Origin of the sequence: Tabrizicola sp. (genome assembly GCF_031377265.1) — a bacterium.
In the GTDB taxonomy this organism is placed as follows: Bacteria; Pseudomonadota; Alphaproteobacteria; order Rhodobacterales; family Rhodobacteraceae; genus JAUYQR01.
Genome location: NZ_JANMET010000318.1, coordinates 1 through 16,169, shown reverse-complemented (window position 1 = coordinate 16,169; position 16,169 = coordinate 1). Strand labels below are relative to the sequence as shown.

General features: G+C 64.4%; 16 protein-coding genes. 4 read left to right on the top strand and 12 right to left on the bottom strand.

Annotation, left to right across the window (positions count from 1 at the left end):
* The 3 genes from RMO18_RS17340 to RMO18_RS17330 form a co-directional block, all read right to left on the bottom strand.
* Positions 1–554: FGGY family carbohydrate kinase (locus RMO18_RS17340; protein ID WP_309667601.1), on the bottom strand; the 554-nt coding region annotated here is incomplete at its 3' end.
* Positions 551–1,630 (bottom strand): M20/M25/M40 family metallo-hydrolase, encoded by a 1,080-nt coding sequence (locus tag RMO18_RS17335; protein ID WP_309667600.1) that lies wholly within the window; start codon positions 1,628–1,630, stop codon positions 551–553. The genes RMO18_RS17335 and RMO18_RS17340, both read right to left, overlap by 4 nt.
* Positions 1,631–1,720: 90 nt before the next feature.
* On the bottom strand, positions 1,721–2,530 hold the full coding sequence (locus tag RMO18_RS17330) for a BtpA/SgcQ family protein (RefSeq protein ID WP_309667598.1): 810 nt from the start codon (positions 2,528–2,530) through the stop codon (positions 1,721–1,723).
* 92 nt (positions 2,531–2,622) lie between these two features.
* On the opposite strand from RMO18_RS17330, the gene RMO18_RS17325 reads away from it, so the two are divergent.
* On the top strand, positions 2,623–3,654 hold the full coding sequence (locus tag RMO18_RS17325; protein WP_309667596.1) for an aldo/keto reductase: 1,032 nt from the start codon (positions 2,623–2,625) through the stop codon (positions 3,652–3,654).
* A gap of 111 nt (positions 3,655–3,765) precedes the next feature.
* On the opposite strand, the gene RMO18_RS17320 is transcribed toward RMO18_RS17325, so the two are convergent.
* A complete protein-coding gene (locus tag RMO18_RS17320) occupies positions 3,766–4,731 on the bottom strand; it encodes a sugar phosphate isomerase/epimerase family protein (RefSeq protein WP_309667594.1) in 966 nt (321 codons plus the stop codon).
* Between the two features lie 10 nt (positions 4,732–4,741).
* On the bottom strand, positions 4,742–5,473 hold the full coding sequence (locus RMO18_RS17315) for a GntR family transcriptional regulator (protein WP_309667592.1): 732 nt from the start codon (positions 5,471–5,473) through the stop codon (positions 4,742–4,744).
* A 48-nt stretch (positions 5,474–5,521) separates the two neighbouring features.
* On the opposite strand from RMO18_RS17315, the gene RMO18_RS17310 reads away from it, so the two are divergent.
* The 3 genes from RMO18_RS17310 to RMO18_RS17300 are packed head-to-tail and all read left to right on the top strand — an operon-like array spanning position 5,522 to position 8,588.
* A complete protein-coding gene (locus tag RMO18_RS17310; RefSeq protein WP_309667590.1) occupies positions 5,522–7,033 on the top strand; it encodes an altronate dehydratase family protein in 1,512 nt (503 codons plus the stop codon).
* On the top strand, positions 7,030–7,797 hold the full coding sequence (locus RMO18_RS17305) for a methyltransferase domain-containing protein (RefSeq protein ID WP_309667588.1): 768 nt from the start codon (positions 7,030–7,032) through the stop codon (positions 7,795–7,797). The genes RMO18_RS17310 and RMO18_RS17305 overlap by 4 nt, the downstream gene beginning before the upstream one ends.
* Positions 7,725–8,588, top strand: a complete 864-nt coding sequence (locus tag RMO18_RS17300) for an alpha/beta hydrolase (RefSeq protein WP_309667586.1) — start codon at positions 7,725–7,727, stop codon at positions 8,586–8,588. The genes RMO18_RS17305 and RMO18_RS17300 overlap by 73 nt, the downstream gene beginning before the upstream one ends.
* A gap of 90 nt (positions 8,589–8,678) precedes the next feature.
* Here RMO18_RS17300 and RMO18_RS17295 read toward each other — a convergent pair whose 3' ends face one another.
* From RMO18_RS17295 to modB, 7 genes are all read right to left on the bottom strand, one after another.
* On the bottom strand, positions 8,679–9,512 hold the full coding sequence (locus RMO18_RS17295; RefSeq protein ID WP_309667585.1) for an ABC transporter permease subunit: 834 nt from the start codon (positions 9,510–9,512) through the stop codon (positions 8,679–8,681).
* Between the two features lie 12 nt (positions 9,513–9,524).
* A complete protein-coding gene (locus RMO18_RS17290; RefSeq protein ID WP_309667584.1) occupies positions 9,525–10,448 on the bottom strand; it encodes an ABC transporter permease in 924 nt (307 codons plus the stop codon).
* 4 nt (positions 10,449–10,452) lie between these two features.
* On the bottom strand, positions 10,453–11,538 hold the full coding sequence (locus RMO18_RS17285; protein WP_309667583.1) for an ABC transporter ATP-binding protein: 1,086 nt from the start codon (positions 11,536–11,538) through the stop codon (positions 10,453–10,455).
* Between the two features lie 170 nt (positions 11,539–11,708).
* Positions 11,709–12,833 carry an extracellular solute-binding protein gene (locus RMO18_RS17280; protein WP_309667581.1) on the bottom strand — a complete coding sequence of 375 codons (1,125 nt, stop codon included), beginning with the start codon at positions 12,831–12,833 and terminating at the stop codon, positions 11,709–11,711.
* A gap of 214 nt (positions 12,834–13,047) precedes the next feature.
* Entirely contained in the window at positions 13,048–14,175 is a 1,128-nt protein-coding gene (locus RMO18_RS17275) for an extracellular solute-binding protein (protein WP_309667580.1), read from the bottom strand.
* Positions 14,176–14,568: 393 nt separating this feature from the next.
* Positions 14,569–15,663, bottom strand: a complete 1,095-nt coding sequence (gene modC / locus RMO18_RS17270) for a molybdenum ABC transporter ATP-binding protein (RefSeq protein ID WP_309667579.1) — start codon at positions 15,661–15,663, stop codon at positions 14,569–14,571.
* Positions 15,660–16,169: molybdate ABC transporter permease subunit (gene modB / locus RMO18_RS17265; protein WP_309667578.1), on the bottom strand; the 510-nt coding region annotated here is incomplete at its 5' end. The genes modB and modC, both read right to left, overlap by 4 nt.

The following is a 16,169-nucleotide window of genomic DNA, read 5'->3' as shown; positions in this document are numbered from 1 at the left end:
AGCGGTGAGAAGTTGGCGGCGGTGTAATGGTCGATGACGTATGCGCCGGTCAGTTTCCAGGTGAGATAGCTGGTCGAAGTCAGCACTTTCGCGGTGCGGGCGAAAAGCTCAGGGTGGGTGTCCTTCAGCCACAGGATCTTTGGCCCCACCGATTGCGAAGTCAGCGCATTGCCGCAGGTGGCCAAGATGCGCGCTTCGCCGATCTGGGCGTTCAGGGCCGCGATCTGGGTGCTGGCGCGGGTGTCGACGCCGTAAAGGATGCCGTTCATCAATGGTGTGCCTGCGGCGTCAACCGGAAGCATGCAGGGGCCGATGGCCGAGGCGGCGACGCATTTGATGCGCTTGGGGTCAAGGCCCGATTGCGCCAACAAGGCCTTGGTGACATGGACGAAATCGCCCCACCAATCCTCCTCGGCGCGGTGTTCGGCCCAGCCGGGACGCGGTACGATCATCTGGTGGGCGCGGCTTGCGCTGGCGGTGATGCTGCCGTCTTCGGCGACCAGCACGCCCTTGGTCTCGAAGGTGCCGATGTCGATGCCAATGGTATGGGTCATGGTTTGCGTGTCAATTGCAGGGTTGGCGTGATGTGGTCAAGCGCGGTGTCAAGCAGGGTGACAAGCTGGGCCAAATCGGTCAGATCGACCACCTCGAGCGCGGAGTGCGAATAGCGCATCGGGAACCCGACATCGAGGCAGGCGACCCCTTGCGGCCCCATGAACTGGATGTAGCTGAGGTCGGTCAGCGCGCCGGTATGGGCCGAGCGTTGCAGCGGCAAATGGGCGGCCCCGGCGGCGTCTTCCATCATACGGACCAGGGCGGGGTGCGGGATGACGCCGTTCAGGGTGCCGCGACCGTGAAAGGAATAAAGGCTGATCCCTGGCCCGCCGCCCAGCGTCACCTCGCCGCGCCCCGTCATGTCGGGGGTATCACAGGCCAGCAGAAGGTCGATCTGCAGCGCGATGTCGGGGGCAAGGGCGGTGGCGGCGGGCAGCACGCCGCGCAGGTTGTATTCCTCCTGCACCGACCAGACGAGGTGCAGGGTGGGGCCGGGTTTGGTGTGCCGCGCAGCAGCGAGGGAGAGCAGCACCGCGCAGCCGGCACGGTCATCGACCGAGGTGCCGGCGATCCGGGTGCCGTGTAGCGGGATGACACGGGGGGCATAGGTGACGGGGGTGCCGATGCGGATACCTGCCGCCTCGGCTTCGGCCTTGGAGCTGAAGCCTGCGTCGACGTAAAGCTCGGCGTAGGGCAGGACCTTGTATTTCTCTTCCGGCGTGGTTGCATGGTGGGATTTGTTGGCAATGACGCCGGGGATGTCGCCCTGATCGGTGCATAGTGTGACCGCCTGCGCGGGCAGCGCGCGTTCCGGCACGCCGCCAAGGCGTTCGAGACGGATCAGGCCCGAGGCTTCCACCTTGCGGACGATGAAGCCAAGCTGGTCCATATGAGTGAAGATCATCACCGAGGGCAGTGCCGGATCGCCTGGGATGGTGCAGCTGAGGTTGCCCAGCCGGTCGGACCGGTGCGGCAGGCCGAGGCGGTCAAGGTGGGCCGCGATGGCAGCCGCGACGCGGTGTTCGTAGCCCGACAGACCCGGGATCAGCATCAGTTCGGTGAGCAACTCACGCATCTGCGGCGCCTTTCGCCGGGCGTTGAGGGGGGCTGTCTGCCCCCCGCGCTGCGCGCCCCCCCGAGGATATTTCTGGACAGATGAAATCCATCAGTGCCCCCTTGCCTGGCGGACGCGGGCCATGAAATCATGGGCGCGGTCGGGATCGACAGCAGCCCAGGTATCACCACCGACCTTGAGCGCCGAGCCAACAATGCAGCCATCGGCCACCGCCAGAACATCGGCCACGGTGGCATGTTTCACCCCGGTGTTGGCAAGGACGGGCGTGGTGGGCAGGACGTGCTTGACGGCTTCAAGATCACGCATCGCTGCCGCTTCGCCAGTGATCGCACCGGACACCAGCACCGCATCGGGGATCGAGGAGAATACGGCAGATCGGGCGCGGTCGGGCAAGGAACGCGGATCGAGCGAGCCTGCAAATTCGGCCGAGACGTTGTAGAGCGTGGCCACAGCCCCGGCCCCGAGCCGCTGGCCATAGCGGCGGGCGGCCGCAGCGTCGGGTGCCCAAAGCCCCATGTCGGAGGCATAGGTGCCAGTGAAAATCTCGCGCACGAAGGCCGCCCCGGTGGCCGCAGCCAGCGCCATCGTGGCCATCGGGTCCCACAGCACGTTGACGCCGAACGGCACGGTGATCTGGTCGCGCAGCCGCCCGATCACATAGGCCATTGTGGCAGTGGAGCCTACGTCCACCTTCAACTCATAGGGCCGGTCATTTTCATTGCCGAACATCACCGCATCGACCCCGGCGGCTTGCAGGGCCGTAAGATCCGCCGCCGCCGCCGCAAGAATGGCCGCAACGCCGCCTGCACTGTCGTGCAAGGGCGTGCCCGGCATGGCCCCAAGGTGGACCATCGCGATGACTGGCTTTCTCGCGCCGAATACCTGTTGAAACCGGGTCATTTGATCCTCCATCCCGCTGCAGGCTAGCGCGAAAGCGGTTGGCCGGGAAGCGCCGTCATACTAGCATGTCAGCAAAACCGGGAGGCGCGGCGATGCAGAAGACAAGGGCGTGGGACCGGCTGGGCAATGGCGGTTTGCGGTTCACCGAACTGGGGTTTGGCGCGGCCCCCTTGGGCAATCTGTTCAAAGCGGTCTCCGAAGCCGAGGCGCAGGCGGTGCTGGAGGCGGCTTGGGCCGCCGGCGTGCGCTATTTCGACACCGCGCCGCTGTACGGACTTGGCCTGTCGGAGACGCGGCTGAACCATTTTCTGCGCGGCAAGCCGCAGGGCGACTATGTGATTTCCACCAAGATCGGGCGGCTGTTCAGCGTGGTGGCACCCGAGGCGCGTGACGGGACCGGCAAATGGATCGACGTGCCGGCCCGGCGCGAGGTGTTCGACTATTCCTATGACGGCGTGCTGCGCAGCCTTGAGATGTCGCTGGAGCGGCTGGGGCTGGACCGGGTCGATGTGCTTTATGCGCATGACCTTGATCTGTTCACCCATGGCTCGCCCGAGGCTCTGCTACCGCTGCAGCAGGCATTCATGGCGGGCGGCTACCGCGCGTTGCAGCGCTTGCGCGACGAGGGCGTGATCCGCGCCTTCGGGGCCGGGCTGAACGAGGCGGAGGCCTGCCAGTGGCTGCTGGAGCGGGGGGATTTCGATCTGTTCTTGTTGGCCGGGCGCTATACCTTGCTGGAACAAGGTGCGCTGGCGTTCATGAATGCCGCTGGCGCGCGTGGCGTGGGGGTGGTGATCGGCGGGCCCTATAACTCCGGCATTCTGGCGACCGGGCCGCGCCCCGGCGCGATGTTCAACTATGCGCCCGCGCCCGAGGCGGTGCTGGCGCGGGCGCGACGGTTGCAGGCGGTCTGCGCGGCACATGGCGTGCGGCTGGTGGATGCGGCCTTCCGCTTTGCGCTGCTGCATCCGGCCACGGTCAGCGTCATTCCCGGCGGGCAGGGCGTGGCGGAGATGGCAAGCAACATGGCGGCAGCTGCGGCGGTGGTGCCGGACGCGCTGTGGGCGGCGCTGAAGGCCGAGGGGCTGATTGCCGAAGGCGCGCCCGTTGCAGCGGTTGTCTAGCGGAGCGCCTGCGGCGCAAGCCTTTTGTGGTCGCCTGCGCGGGCAAGCCCGTGCCGGCGCCGGGTGCCTCCGGCGGGGATATTTGGGAAGGGGAATGGCCTTGAAGGCGGTTCAGGCGCCATACAGCGCGCCCATCACGATGCGGGTGGTGGCAGCGGCGTCTTGACGGGCCTGAGCTTCGGCGAGGGCCGGGTTTGCCGAGAGGCTGGCGGCGATGACGCGAAGACGGTCGGTGAGGCGGATGTTGGTTTGGGATTCCTGCACCGGATCAAGACCGGAATGATCGGGGAACGTGTCGAAATAGATCACCCCGTCGTACCCGGCACCCGCAAGCTCGACGAACAGCTCCACGGTTTGCACGGGATGGACGCTGCCCGCCATCAGCCCGTCATCGCGTTTGCCATAGCCGTCGTTCAGGTGGACGCCAAGGATGCGGGAATGGCGGGCAGCAAGCTGGGCGGCCTGGGCCGGCATCTCGCCAGCGTAGAGCACATGCGCGAAATCGAGGGTGACGCCGGTGTTGGGTCGGTTGATGTCCTTCAGCGCCAGCAGAGTGGTTGCCATATCGGGCATCAGGGCGAAAGCGCGCGGTTCATTCGGTTTGTATTCCACCGCAATATCGATGCCGGGGTCGTGGTCGGCAACCTCGGCGATCGCGGCGAGGGTGTCATCCCACATCCGGGCGTAATCGGCCTGAAAGCTGTAGTCAAAACCGTCCTGCCCCAGCCATAGCGTCATCTGCGTACCGCCCATTGCAGCGCAGGCGTCGATGCCGCTTTTGGTCAGATCAATCGCCTTGCGGCGGATGGCGGCATCGGGGTGGGTGAACGCACCCAGCCGGAAGCCGGGGTCGGTATAGTAGCGCATCGCCAGACCGTTCAGCGCCATGCCCTGATCTGACAGCAAGCGCTGCAGTTGCGCCGGGGTGTGATCTGCAAAATGATCAGGATAGTTCAGGTCGGCGGCGGAAAGGCCCCCGACCCGGCCCGCGCCCGCGATCATCTCGGCCACATTGCCGCCCGGCACTTTGAAAGCATTCAGACGGGCGGCATAGCGGGGCCGGTTCGACAAGGTCATAGCGGCGCTTTCAGCTGGGGTTGAACAGATCGGGGCGGTCGCGTTCCAGCGGCTCAAGATAGGTGATCAACTGGCGCAGGTGGGCTTGAGTGGCAAGCCGGGCGGCGGCGGGATCGCGCGCTTCGAGAGCTGCGAGGATGGCACCGTGTTCGGCAAGCGTCGCCTGGATGCGGCCCGGAACCGGCAGGATCAGTTGGCGCGCGCGGTTCACGTGCAGCCATGCGGTGTCGGATACCTGCGCCAGTTTGGCAAAGCCGGTGAACGACAGCAGCAGCTCGTGCATCTCGCCGTCCAGCGCGTAGAACCCCGGGATGTCGCCGTCGGTCACCAGTGCCGCCTGCACCGTCAGATTGCGCCGCAGCCGCTGCAGCTGATCATCGGTGATGATGCCTGCGACGCGTTCGATGGCGGCCACTTCGATGGCTTCGCGCAGAAAGGCGCCTTCGCGGATTTCCTGCATCGAAAAGCGGGCGACATAGGTGCCGGCCTGCGGGATCACGTCGACCAGACCCTCGACCTGGAGGCGGGCCACGGCATCGGCCACCGGGCTGCGCGATACGTTCAGGGCCTGGCAGATCTCGGGCTTGCGCAGAATCTCACCCGGGCGATAGGCCAGCGACAGGATCGCCTGACGCAGCGTCTGGTAGACCCTTTGGCCCAGCGAGCCGGAAAACGCACTGAGCGGCTTCAACCGTTGCAGTGCGGTCTGCTCTTGTGAGGAGGGATCGGGTGGCTGTAACATGCTAACATGTTAGGCACGGCGCGCGCGCTGTCAAGGAAGGGGACACCGATGGCTGAGGGCATCATCCGGCTGCATGCGGGCGACAATGTGGTCATCGCGCTGTCGGATCTGCGGGCGGGCAGCATGGTGCCGGGGCTGGACGCGGCGTTGGCGGGGCCGGTGCCACGTGGCCACAAGATCGCCACCCAGGCAATAGCCAAAGGCGCACAGGTCATCCGCTATGGCCAGATCATCGGGCAAGCGACCGACGATATTGCGCCGGGCGCGCATGTCCATACGCACAACCTTGGCATGGGACCGCATTCCAGCGACTATGCCATCGGCAGCGATTGCCCCGCCCTACCCGCGCTGCCGCCACGCACGTTCATGGGCTATCACCGGCCCGATGGCACTGTCGGCACACGCAACTATCTGGGTATCCTCACCTCGGTGAACTGCTCCGGTTCGGTCGCGCGGTTCATTGCCGAAGCGGCGGAGAAAGACCCGACGCTGGCCGGCATGCCCAACATCGACGGCTTTGTGCCAATTGTGCACAACACCGGCTGCGGCATGTCGGGCGTGAACGAGGGCTACGACACCTTGATGCGCACCCTTAAGGGCTATGCGCGCAACCCGAATTTCGGGGGGATATTGCTGGTCGGCCTGGGGTGCGAAGTGATGCAGGTGCCCGACCTTGTGGGGCAAGGCCGCCTGCGCCCGGATGGCAATTTCCGCTACATGACGATCCAGCAGACCGGCGGCACGCGGGCGACGATCGAGGCAGGCTTGCGCGTCTTGCGCGAAATGGCCGAGGTGGCAAGCCGGGTGGCCCGCGCGCCTGCGCCGGTCTCGAAGCTGATGATCGGGCTGCAATGCGGCGGGTCGGACGGATACAGCGGCATCACCGCCAACCCCGCACTTGGGCACGCGAGCGACCTTTTGGTGCAGATGGGCGGCACCACCATCCTGTCGGAAACGCCCGAGATCTACGGAGCCGAGCATCTCTTGACCCGCCGCGCCGTATCGCCAGAGGTTGGAGAAAAGCTGATCGCGCGCATCCGCTGGTGGGAGGACTACACCGCCCGCAATGGCGGCGAGATGGACAACAACCCCTCGCCCGGCAACAAGAAGGGCGGGCTGACCACGATCCTTGAGAAATCGCTTGGTGCGGTGGCCAAGGGCGGCACGGCCCCCCTGTCCGGCGTCTACAAGTTTGCCGAAGCCATCACCGAGCCCGGTTTCGTGTATATGGACAGCCCCGGCTATGACCCCTGTTCCGTCACCGGGCAGATCGCATCCGGGGCGACGATGATCGTGTTCACCACCGGGCGCGGCTCCGTTTCCGGCTACAAACCCTCGCCCTGCATCAAGCTGGCGACGAATTCCGAGATGTATGCCAGAATGGCCGAAGACATGGACATCAACTGCGGCGATATCCTTGATGGCGTCAGCATCGAGGCGAAGGGAGCGGAGATTCTGGAAAAAATCATTGCCGTGGCCTCGGGGCAGAAGACCTTCTCGGAGGAACTGGGTTTTGGCGGCGCGGAGTTCGTGCCCTGGCAGATCGGAGCCGTGATGTGACGGATCATTACCCGGATCAGATGATCACCATGCTGGAGGCAATCTGGGGCGAAGGCTTCCTGTCGCCCGGCGGCACCGCCGAAGTTGGCCGGATCGTCGGGGAGCAGGATATCCGCGGGCTTTCGGTGCTCGACATCGGCTGCGGTGCTGGCGGCATCGACATCGCGCTGGTGGAGGGCATCGGTGCGGGCTACGTCACCGGGATCGACGTCGAGGACGCGGTGCTGGAGCATGCGCGCGCCCTGGTGGCGGGGCGCGGGTTGACCGGGCGGATCGGGCTGGTGAAGGTAGCGCCGGGGCCGCTGCCGTTTCCGCCAGCCACGTTCGATGTGGTGTTTTCCAAGGATTCCATCGTGCATATCCCCGACAAGCGGGCACTGATGGCCGAAGTTTACCGGGTGCTGAAACCGGGGGGGCGGTTCCTCGCTTCGGACTGGCTGATCGGGACCGAGGTACCCTCGCCCGCGATGCAGGCTTACATCGAGGCAGAGGGCCTCGACTTCGGCATGGCAACGCCTGCTGAATATCAGGCTGCAATGGAAGCGGCGGGGTTTGTCGAAGTGGCGACGCGGTCACGCAACGAATGGTATCGACGCGAGGCCAGGGACGAACTTTCCCGGCTCAAAGGTCCCTTGGGGCGCAAGGCGGAGGATATCGTGGGCCGCGACTTCGTCGACCAGAACATCGGGATATGGGAACGGATGATCCCAGTGCTGGACACCGGCGAACACTGCCCGACGCATCTGTCGGGACGCAAGCCATAACCCGCCCGCCCTATTCAGCCGCCGATCCGGACCGTGACTACAGCAACGGGGCCTTCATTCCGGGGGCTGCCGATTACGCGGTGCGATGGCAGGCCAACGCCGCCACTTTTCGTGCAAGTCTTGGCGCCCGTGCGCAACAGGTTATCGCCTACGGGCCTGGCCCGAGGCAGGTGTTGGATCTGTTCCTGCCGGATGCCACGCCGCGCGGGATCGTGGTGTTTGTGCATGGCGGCTACTGGCACCTGTTTGACCGCAGCCTTTGGTCGCATCTGGCGGCCGGTCCGCTGGCGCGCGGGTTTGCGGTGGTGATGCCCTCCTACACACTGGCCCCCGAGGCGCGGATCGCCGCAATGACCGCCGAGATTGCCACCGTCTGCCGCTGGGCAGCGGGCCGGGGGTCGGTGGTGGTGACCGGGCATTCGGCGGGCGGGCATCTGGCCGCGCGAATGGGTTGTGCCGATCAGACGGTGGACGTGGCCCGCGTGGTGCCAATTTCGCCTTTGGCCGAGCTGGAGCCGCTGCGCGCAACCGCGATGAACACGGTGCTACGGATTGACGCTGACGAAGCCGCAGTCGAAAGCCCCGCACGGCAGGCGCTGCGGGCCGGTGTCTCGGCGCATGTCTGGGTTGGGGCGGAGGAGCGGCCCGCCTTCCTGTGGCAAGCGCGGCTGTTGTCGGAGGAATGGGATTGCCCGTGGACGCCAGCACCGGGCAAGCACCATTTCAACGTGATCGATGATCTTGCCGATCCGCAATCGGCGCTGTGTGACGCGCTGCTGGGCGGACTTTGAACGGGGCGCCCGGGGCCGGCCCCGGAGGGTTTCACACCCTCCGGACCTCCCGTGGGATATTTGGAGACAGATGAAAGGCCAGTCAGCCTTTCAGGCCATTGCCTCCTCTGCCCGGCGGGCTTCGGCCTCACGCGCGGCTTCGATGCTGGCTTTGCGACGGCGGGCGATTTCGTACCAGATCGCGGCACCAAGGGTGAACAGGATCAAGAGTAGCGCCAGAGCGTTGATCGTTGGCGTGATGCCGGAGCGGACCTTGGAGAACACATAGACCGTCAGCGTATCAGCCCCGCCCCGGGTAAACAGGGTGACGTTGAAATTCTCGATCGACTGGAAGAAGGCGATGGCGGCACCCGCCCCGATGGCCGGGTAAAGATGCGGCAAGAGGATGCGGCGCATCACCTGGCCGTGGCTGGCGCCAAGATCAAGCGCTGCCTCCTCCAGCCCGGCATCGAAGCTTTGCAGCCGCGCCAGCACCAAGAGCATCACGAAGGACGCGATGTAGCTGACCTGCCCCAGCACCGACAGATGCAGGCCCGAACCGACCGACAGGTGGTTCCAGAACAGCAAGGTAGAAATGCCGATCACCACCCCGGGGATCAGGATCGGTGCCACCATCAGCCCGTACAACGTGGCCCGCCAGCGGCCCGAGATCGAGTTGATCAGGATTGCCCCGGCCGTGCCGATTGGCACCGCCAGCGCAACCACGCCGAGGGCCACAAACAGGGTGTTGCGAAACGCGATCCAGACGCGGCCGTCGTTCCACAGATCGATGAACCAGCGGTCGGTCAGGCCCTTCCATGGCACGATCGTGGGCAGCTTGCTGTCGTTGAACGCCGCCCCGCCCATCACCAGCAAGGGCACCAGCAGGTACAGAAGGAACGCCACCATGTAGATGTGGAACAGGATGTTGCGGGTCTTGTGCATGATCTCTGCCCCCTATTTCGCGATGTCGGACAGTTTGACGCGGAACACCCGCATCGCAAGACTGACCGCCAGCGTGCAGACGATCAGCAGCATGAAGGCAAAGGCCGCACCGGTGTTCCAGTCCTGCTCTTCCAGCATCACGCCCTGAATGGTCTGGGTGAACCACCCCGACGTCGTAGACCCAAGCAGCGCCGGCACCAGCAAAGATCCCGCAGACAGCATGAACACCATCACCGCGCCCGACGCGATACCAGGTTTGGCATGCGGCAGGATCACCCGCCAATGCGTGCGCCACCAGGGCGACCCCAGATCCTCCGCCGCCTCGATCTGGTTGCTGTCCAGCGACTGCATCGCGTTGAACAGCGGGAACATCATGAACAGCACATAGGTGTAGACCAGACCGATGATCACCGGGCTGAACCCTGAAATCCAACGGATTTCGGTGTCGATGATGCCCAGAGACATCAGCACCACATTCAGCGGCCCCTTCAGCGCAAGGATGATCCACCAAGCGAAGGACCGCAGAATCTCCGACACCCAAAGCGGCACGAACAGCAACAAAAACAGCGTCGGCAGCGACTTCGGCGACACGATCTTGGCCAGATAATACGCCAGCGGGTAGGCCATGATGAAGGTGATCACCGTCACCACCATGGAATAGAAGATCGTCAGCAGGAACACCTTGACCCGCGGCGGCACGGTTGCCTCAAAGCCGAAGATCGACATCGGCACTTCGCCACCAAGGATGCGCAGGTAGTTGTTGACCGAATAGGTGTCCTTCGGCCCACCCACGTCGATCACCGGCAGATAGGGCCGGAACGAGCTTTCGAACATCGTCAGATTGGGCAGGATCAGCAGGATCAGAATCCAGAAGGCGGTCAGCAGCAGGATCATCGCCGTCAACGTGCCGCCGTAGCGTTTCATCATCTCTTGCATCGGGTCAACCCTTCGCGCCGACAGCGTCGGGCAATATCGCCGCGCGGGCCGGATCAAAGCTGACATGCAGTTTGGTGCCCAGCTCCGGAACCGTGGCCGACCCGTCGTTGCGCAGTTCCGACAGGAAGGTCATGCCACTGTCACTGACCGCATGCACCGAGATGAAATTGCCCTCGAAGGCGACCTCGCTGATCGTGACGGGAACCGAGTTTTCTGCGCCAGCCGCTGGCGAAAACACCATATGTTCGGGGCGGACGTACAGCTTGACGCCAGCGCCAGAGACGCCGTCGGCAATGCGGGCGCGGAACCGGCCATGCGGGGTGTCCATCACCGCAAAACCACCCGCGGGTGCGGCAACGCTGCCGGTCAGGATGTTGTTTTCGCCCACGAAGGACGCCACGAACCCGTTCACCGGGTTGTTGTAGATGTCGCGCGGGTTCGACACCTGCTGCAGCTTGCCCTGGCTCATCACGCCCACCCGGTCCGACATGGCCAAGGCCTCGCCCTGATCATGGGTGATGAAGACAAAGGTCACACCGGTGCGCTTCTGGATGGCGCGCAACTCGGCGCGCATGTTCTGGCGCAGCTTCAGGTCAAGTGCCGACAACGGCTCGTCCAGCAGCATCACCGAGGGTTCCACCGCCAGCGCGCGGGCAATCGCCACCCGCTGTTTCTGGCCGCCCGAAAGCTGGCTGATCATCTTGTCACCCGCCCCCGGCAGATCGACCAGCGCCAGCAATTCCTCGGCCCGGGCGCGGCGCTTGGCCTTGTCGACGCCGCGCACTTCAAGCCCGAAACTGATATTCTCCCACACCGGCATCAGCGGGAACAACGCAAGGTTCTGAAAGATCAGGGCGGTCGGGCGCTGGTTCGGACGCTGGCCCTTCATGTCTTTGCCGCCAATGCGGATCACGCCTTCGGTCGGCTCGATAAAGCCCGAAATCATCCGCAGAATCGTGGTCTTGCCGCAACCCGATGGGCCGAGGAAGGAGAAAAACTCGCCCGGCTGGATGTTTACATTCACATGATCGACCGCCCGGAACGAGCCGAAATCACACACGACGTTATCTAGATCAATCCCAGCGCTCATTGACGCGTTCCCATCCCCACAGGTCTTTTGTTGTCTTGCCAGTCAACTTAACAGGCGGCAGCAGTCACGCAATCGGTTTAGCCCGCTTTGGCCACCAATTCGGCCCAATCTCGTTTAAAAAAGCAACGCCGGGTCGTTGCAGACCCGGCGCGCCCATTAATCAGCCCTGATCAGGAGGCCTTGTACTTGTCGGCATATTCACCGCGCTTGGCGACGAATTCGGCCGACTGGTCAGGCCACCACCACAGCGCCGCCAGCTTGGCGTCGTCGAAGGCGGAGTTGTAATAGCCCGCGACGTCCGGGCTCAACATTGCAGCAGCACCCTTGCCAACTGGGTTCGACGAGAACGCGGTTGCCCAACCGGCAGCGCCTTCCGGGGTCGAGACGAATTTGGCCAGCGCGTGGGCCTGTTCCACGTTGACGGCATTGGCCATCAACGAGAACCCCTGATGCCAGGCAAACGCGCCTTCCACCGGTGCGGCATAGCCGTAGCCGTCATTGCGCAGGTTGTAGCCGGTCGAATCCCAGCACAGGCCCACGGTCGCGCCATTGGCCACAAAGCCTGCGTTGGCTTCGTTTTCACCCGACCAGAACTGCACCACATTGGCCTTGGCCTTGACGCATTCGGCCAGGGCCAGGTCCCAGATCTGGACCATCTTGTCCATGTCGGTGTAACCCTCGATGAACGGGAACGGCAGCTTGCCTTGCGCTTCCAGCAGGCGGCCCATTGCGGCCAGTGCCGAACGCGGGCGCACCACAACCTGGTTTGCCGGGTCAAACAGTGCGGCCAGCGATGCGGGCTCGCCCAGCACTGCCTTTTCCTTGTTGTAGACAATCGCCTCGGTGCCCCAGTTCGAGGGCACATACATCAGCTTGCCATCCTTCATCGACCGCTCGCCAGCCGAACCATCCGCCAGACCGGGCAGATAGTTGTCCATCGCCAGCTTCGACGCATCCCAAGGACCGATCAGCCCGTTGGAATAGTATTGGCCAACCGCGTCGATGGTCGGTTCGATCATGTCGATGCCGCCGGATTGCAGCGCCACCTTGGCATTGGCGAAAATCGTGTCGTTGTCAGGAACTTCGGTGAAGTTCACCTTGATTCCGGTGGCGGCTTCAAACGCCGGAAACACCTTTTCCGCCAGCATCGGATAGCCGGCCCAGCCGGTGAAATTCAGCTCGCCCGACGAGGCCAGCGCCTTGAACGAGATGATGGATGGCGCGGCAAGCGCTGCGGCACCGACAGCAGTGCGCGAAAGAAATCCGCGGCGGCTGACAGTTGATGAGGTGGACAATTGACGTCTCCTTTTGGGTAATCCGACCATACGGATTGCGCGACATCGCACCCCCGGTGCGGCGTCATGAAGACCGGCTAATGACCCCATGAAATAGTTTTATGACAGAATTGTTGCGGTTTGGCGCGGTCTGTTTGTGACACCGTACAGCGTTGATATACAAAGAAAAACGCCGGGTCCCTGCGGACCCGGCGTTACTGTCATGCGGCCCGGATCAGGACGCTTTGTACTTGTCGGCATACTCGCCGCGCTTGGCGATGAACTCGGCCGACTGGTCAGGCCACCACCACAGGGCGGCAAGCTTGGCGTCGTCGAACGCAGCGTTGTAGTAGGCTGCCACTTCAGGGTCGAGCATGTCGCCCGCACCCTTGCCCACCGGGTTCGACGAGAAGGCGGTCGCCCACATCGCAGCACCTTCGCCGGTGGAGACCCACTTGGCCAGCTCGTGCGCCTGATCGACGTTGACGGCGTTCTTCATCAGCACAAAACCCTGGTGCCACGCAAACGCACCCTCGACCGGGGCCGCATAGCCATAGCCGTCATTGCGCAGGTTGTAGCCGGTCGAATCCCAGCACAGGCCCACGGTCGCGCCGTTCGCCACAAAGCCCGCGTTGGCTTCGTTTTCGCCCGACCAGAACTGCACCACATTGCCCTTGGCCTTCACGGCCTCGGCCAGTGCTATGTCCCACAGCTCGACCATCTTGGCCATGTCGGTATAGCCGTCCAGCCACGGGTAGGGCAGCTTGCCCTGCGCGTCGAGCCAGCGGCCCATCGCAGCCAGTGCCGAATGCGGACGCACCACAGCCTGGTTGGCCGGGTCAAACAGCGCGCCCAGCGACGGCGCATCGCCGAGGACAGCCTTTTCCTTGTTATAGACGATCGCTTCGGTGCCCCAGTTCGACGGCACGTACATCAGATTGTCGCCATCGCGCGAACGGGTGCCCGCTGCGCCATCTGCCAGACCTGGCAGGTAGTTGTCCATCGCCAGTTTGGCCGCATCGAAGGGCTGCAGCAGGCCGTTCGAGTTCCAGCCACCCCAACGGTCGATGGTCGGTTCGATCATGTCGATCCCGCCAGCCTCAAGCGCCACTTTCGCCGCGGCGAACATGGTGTCCTGGTCAGGCTGTTCGGTGAAGTTCACCGTGATGCCGGTGGCGGCGGTGAAGGCCGGAAACACTTTTTCCGACAAGGCCGGATAGCCGGCCCAGCCGGTGAAGTTCAGCTCGCCCGACGAGGCAAGCGCCTTGGACGAGATCAGCGCCGGAGCGGCGAGGATGCCTGCACCAGCGGCGGACCCTTGCAGGAACCGGCGGCGGCTGAAGGCGGAGGTTGTGTTTTTCAAGGTCAGTCTCCCAAGTTGTCAGATGGTGGAGGCAACGTATCGTCCCCGGTTCGTCGTCTCCGGCCTTTTTCAGGCCGGTTCTTGTTTTGGCCAATTCTTGTTGTGACCAAGCCAATCGTCAAGGTCACATCCGGATGCAAAGGCACACTCGCTGCCACCTGTAACAGAATCTTGGCAACACTGCCCGGATGCTTCTGCAGGCGCAGCTTACTCCTTTTTCCGGTAGGCATGTCAACGAAGCATTGCATGCGACTGAAGGCGAAAGCGACACTTCTTGGCCAAAGCTGGCGGAAAGCGTCGGTGTTACCGATACTTCGGCAAATCGGCCCGGTTGGCCTTGTCGGCGCAGAACGGGGGCAAAAGAATCACCGCCCATCGCAGGCGAGGCCCCGCTCAACCCTCGGATGTATCAGCACTACTTCCCACATCGCCCTGCGCTACCGACACCGATTTCACGATGACATGCAGCGCCAGTCCCGGCACCACACCCAGCGCCGCTGCCGACCGCCGGGTGATCCGCGCCAAAAGCCGTTGACCGGCCAGATCAAGCTGCACCAGCGTGCCCGGCCCCTCGCCTGCCCGGACGGACATCACCGTCGCCGGCAGGATGTTCAGCGCCGAAAGCCCGGCTGGGCGGTCGCGCGCCAGGATCACATCCTGTGCTGCAATCCGGATGCGCACGCGCCGCCCCGGCGGGCCTGCCACCGAGGGCAGCCAGATCGGCCCGGCCCCCGTCTCCAGCCGGGTCAGACCGTCGCCGTCCTGCCCCGCCACAACCGCCGTCAGGATCGACCCCGCGTCACGCAAGCCCAGATGCAGCGCGGTTTCGGGGTCTGACAGGATCTCGGCTGCAGGCCCCGCGCACAGCACCCGGCCCCGCTCCAATACGATGATCGTGGTGGCCAGCCGCGCCACTTCGGCCAGCGCGTGACTGACATACAGGATCGGCAGCCGCGTCTCGTCGCGCAGCCGTTCGACATAGGGCAGGATCTCGGCCTTGCGTGCGGCATCCAGCGCGGCGAACGGTTCGTCCATCAACAGAAGTTGCGGGTCCGACAGCAACGCCCGGCCAATCGCCACCCGGCTGCGCTCGCCCCCCGACAGCGCGCCGGGGCGGCGGTCCAGCAGCGGCCCGATGTCCAGCAGGGCGACAACCTGGTCAAACGACGCAGCCGGGCGGCGGCGCACAAAGCCACCATAGGCAAGATTCTGGCGCACCGTCATATGCGGAAACAGCCGCGCGTCCTGAAACACATAGCCCACCTGCCGCCGATGCGTGGGCAGGCAGGTTCCCGGCCCCAGCAACACGGTCTCACCAAGCGCGATCCGCCCCGCATCAGGCCGCAGCAACCCCGCCACCGCGTTGATCACCGTGGTCTTGCCAGACCCTGACCGCCCGAACAGGCAGGTCAGCCCCGGCGGTGCCTCAAACGCCACATCAAGGCTGAAGCCGGCAAAACGGTGCTGCAGGGACAGGCTCAGCGTCATTTTCCCGCGATCCTGTCTGCCACCCGGCGCGATACCCATTCGGATGCAAACAGCGCCAGCATCGCCACCGCAATCGCAATCAGCACCAGCCGCAGCGCCGAAGCATCGCCCCCCGGCACCTGAAGGAAGGTAAAGATTGCCGATGGCAGGGTCTGGGTCTGGCCCGGAATGTTCGACACGAAAGTTATCGTCGCGCCAAACTCGCCCATCGCTTTGGCAAAGCCGAGGATGGCCCCCGCAATGATGCCCGGCAGGATCAGCGGCAGCGTGATCGTGGCAAACACCACGACGCGATTGGCCCCCAGGGTGGCGGCAGCGGCCTCCAGCCTGGGGTCCACCGCCTCCAGCGCCAGCCGGATCGCGCGCACCATCAGCGGAAAGGCCATCACCGCGGCGGCAAGTGCGGCCCCGGTCCAGCGAAACGCCAGCGTGACGCCAAACCAGTCGAACAGCAGCGCCCCTACCGGCCCATTGCGGCCAAAGGCCAGCAGCAGCAGGTATCCGGT